A 2,834-nucleotide genomic window follows, 5' to 3' on the forward strand; every position below is an offset into this window, starting at 1 on the left:
CATATTTTCCGAGCGTTTGAGGTGTTGGATTCGCCTTCGGTATGGATGATTTTGTCTTCCATCATTTGCCTTTTGGTAAAAGGGCGGGGCCTGTTGGGGCCCCGCAGTTGGGAGATGCGTCTTATCTGGGCCAGGGGAGGGAGTAGGTTTTGACGTTGGTGAAGAACTTCATCGCCTCGGTGACGCCTTCCTTGACGGCGTTGCCTGAGTCCTTGATGCCGCCGAAGGGGGAGGTTTCGATCCGGTAGCCGGGCTGTTCCCAGATGTTGCAGGTGCCCACGTCAAGCCCGTTGATGAAGGCGATCGCGCGGTTCAGATCATTGGTGCAGACGCCCGAGCTGAGGCCGAACTGGGTGCCGTTTGAGATGCGCATGACCTCGGCGTCGTCATCGGGCACGCGGACGATGGGCACGATCGGCCCAAAGGTTTCCTCCATCACCAGCTCGCTGTCATGGGGCACTTTATCGACCACGATGGGGGGCAGAAGTGCGCCCTGGCGGCCGGGATGGTAGAGGATTTCGGCGCCCTGCTTCTCGGCGTCATAGACGCGGTTCTCGAACACTTCCGCCGCCTGCGAATGGATCACGCAGCCCAGCTCGGTTTCCGGGTCCTGCGGATCGCCAAAGCGGATCGCCTTGGCCTTTTCCAGCACCTTGGGGACAAACGCGTCGGCCACGCTTTCCTGCACCAGGATGCGCTTGATCGCGGTGCAGCGCTGCCCTGAGTTGCCGGTCGCACCCGCCACGGCAATGGTCGCCGCCTTGTCGAGATCGGCATCGCTGAGGTCGTTCAGCACGATCAGCGGATCGTTCCCGCCCAGCTCCAGCGCCTGGCGTTTATAGACACCCTTGGAGGCGATGATCTTGCCCACCGGCACGCCGCCGGTGAAGGTGATGATGTCGATGTTGTCATTGGTGATCATCTCGTCGCCAATGTCCTGCGGCAGACCGGTCACGACCTGGAACATCTCGGGCGGCAGACCGGCCTCGTAGAGGATATCCGCAAGCGCCAGACAGGTCAGCGGCGTCAGTTCCGTGGGCTTGCAGACCATGCAGTTATTGGTCGCGATGGACGGCGCGATCTTGTGGCTGACCATGTTGAGCGGGTGGTTGAAGGGGGTGATCGCACTGATCGCCCGGACCGGTTCGCGCAGGGTAAAGATCTTGCGGTCCTTGCCGTTATGGGTGAGGTCACACGAGAAGATCTCGCCATCGTCATTCATCGCCTGGGCGGCGGCAAACTGATAGACATCCTGGGCGCGCTTGGTCTCGTAGATCGCGTGCTGGTGGCAGATGCCCAGCTCCAGCGTCAGCCATTTCGCCAGGTAATCGCGGCGCTCGCCAATCAGTTCCCCGGCGCGTTTGAGGATCTCGCTGCGCTCGTAGCGGGTGAGCTTGGATTTGTAATTCGCCGCGATCTCGAATGCTTTGGCCGCGTGTTCGGCGGTGCCCGCGGGTACGGTGCCGACCACCTCGTCAGTATAGGGGTAAAGCACCTCGACCACGTTATCGGTAAAGACGATCTCGCCGCCGATGCGCATGCCTTCGTTACGGACTTCTATCGTGTCTTTCATCTTGTATCCCCTTCCTCAGAGCGCCGCGGCGGTGGTGGCATAGAAGAACGCATCAAAGTTGCGCAGCTCAGGCTTTGACGGCAGATCAATCACCCGGTTCACGATGAAGGGGACCTCCTGTTCGGTCAAGCCGCCATGGCTGCGCAGCGGTTCCTTGAGTGCGGCCAGGTCATGGCGGTGCTCGGAGGTGCCGATGCAGATATTCTCGCCCGAGATCATCACGATATCGCCGATCCGGTCGCCCGGCAGCTCGAACCGGCGGATCGCCTCGGCCTTGTCCACCACCAGGATCAGCTCATCGCGCGCATCGAGCCTTGCCATGATATCGGCCACATCCGCGCCCTCGGGCAGATAGGCGGTGGCAAAGGCGCCAAGCGCGCCGTGATGCACCACATACGGGTCGGTGATCGGCAGGATCACCCGCGCCGCATCCTTGCCTAGCCACTCATCCATCAGGTCCTGCACGTAGATCACGTTGGGCGAGCCATCGGCGTGGTGCTTGGGCTTCATGCCGTGATCGGCGGTCACCACGATGGCCGCACCCAGCGCATCAAGCTGCGTGAGGTATTTGTCGAACATCTCGTAAAAGCTTTTGGCCTCGGCATCGTCGGGGGCGTATTTATGCTGCACGTAATCGGTCGTGGTCAGGTACATCACGTCCGGCTTCCAGTCGCGCAGAAGCTTCACCCCGGCGGCAAAGACGAACTCGCTCAGCTCCGCCGAATAGACCTCGGGCTGCGCCATGCCCAGCCATTCGCTGGCCTTTTCCTGGCCGTGCTCGGCGGCGGTGGAGCTGTCGGATTTCTCGGCCGAGAAACACTTGGCCCGGTCATCATCGAACGCAAGCCCCGCGCCCAGCAATGCCCGCAGCTTGTCCTTGGCGGTGACGACCGCCACCCGGGCCCCCGCGTCGTAGAACTGCTTGAAGACGGTCGGCGCGCGCAGGAACCGCACGTCGTTCATCATCACCTCTTCGCCGGTCTCGGGGTCGATCAGGTAATTGCCGCAGATCCCGTGCACCGCCGGCGGCCGGCCCGTCGCGATGCTCAGGTTGTTCGGATTGGTAAAGCTCGGGATCACCGAATGCGCCAGCCGGTCCGTCCCGGTCTCACGCATCCGCTTCAAGGTCGGCATCAACCCATCCGCAATCGCCTTCTCCAGATACTCAGGCTCACACCCGTCCAGACAAATCGAGATCGCACATACCTTCGGAAACATATATTCACGACCATTCGCAAATACTGAACTCTCTTTCGTCATG

General features: G+C 61.3%; 2 protein-coding genes. Both read right to left on the bottom strand.

Features of this window, described 5'->3' with window-relative positions; all coding sequences use genetic code 11:
- Window positions 1-121: 121 nt before the first annotated feature.
- A complete protein-coding gene (gene phnY / locus Q1B27_RS24390; protein WP_299852773.1) occupies window positions 122-1,573 on the bottom strand; it encodes a phosphonoacetaldehyde dehydrogenase in 1,452 nt (483 codons plus the stop codon).
- Between the two features lie 15 nt (window positions 1,574-1,588).
- Window positions 1,589-2,833 (bottom strand): phosphonoacetate hydrolase, encoded by a 1,245-nt coding sequence (gene phnA / locus Q1B27_RS24395; RefSeq protein ID WP_299852777.1) that lies wholly within the window; start codon window positions 2,831-2,833, stop codon window positions 1,589-1,591.
- Window position 2,834 lies beyond the last annotated feature (1 nt).

Origin of the sequence: uncultured Roseovarius sp. (genome assembly GCF_947489715.1) — a bacterium.
Classification (GTDB): domain Bacteria; phylum Pseudomonadota; class Alphaproteobacteria; order Rhodobacterales; family Rhodobacteraceae; genus Roseovarius.

Excerpts from the sequence above, each read along its gene's own strand:
- phnY (WP_299852773.1), bottom strand. The coding sequence starts at position 1,573 with ATGAAAGACACGATAGAAGTCCGTAACGAAGGCATGCGCATCGGCGGC.
- phnA (WP_299852777.1), bottom strand. The coding sequence starts at position 2,833 with ATGACGAAAGAGAGTTCAGTATTTGCGAATGGTCGTGAATATATGTTT.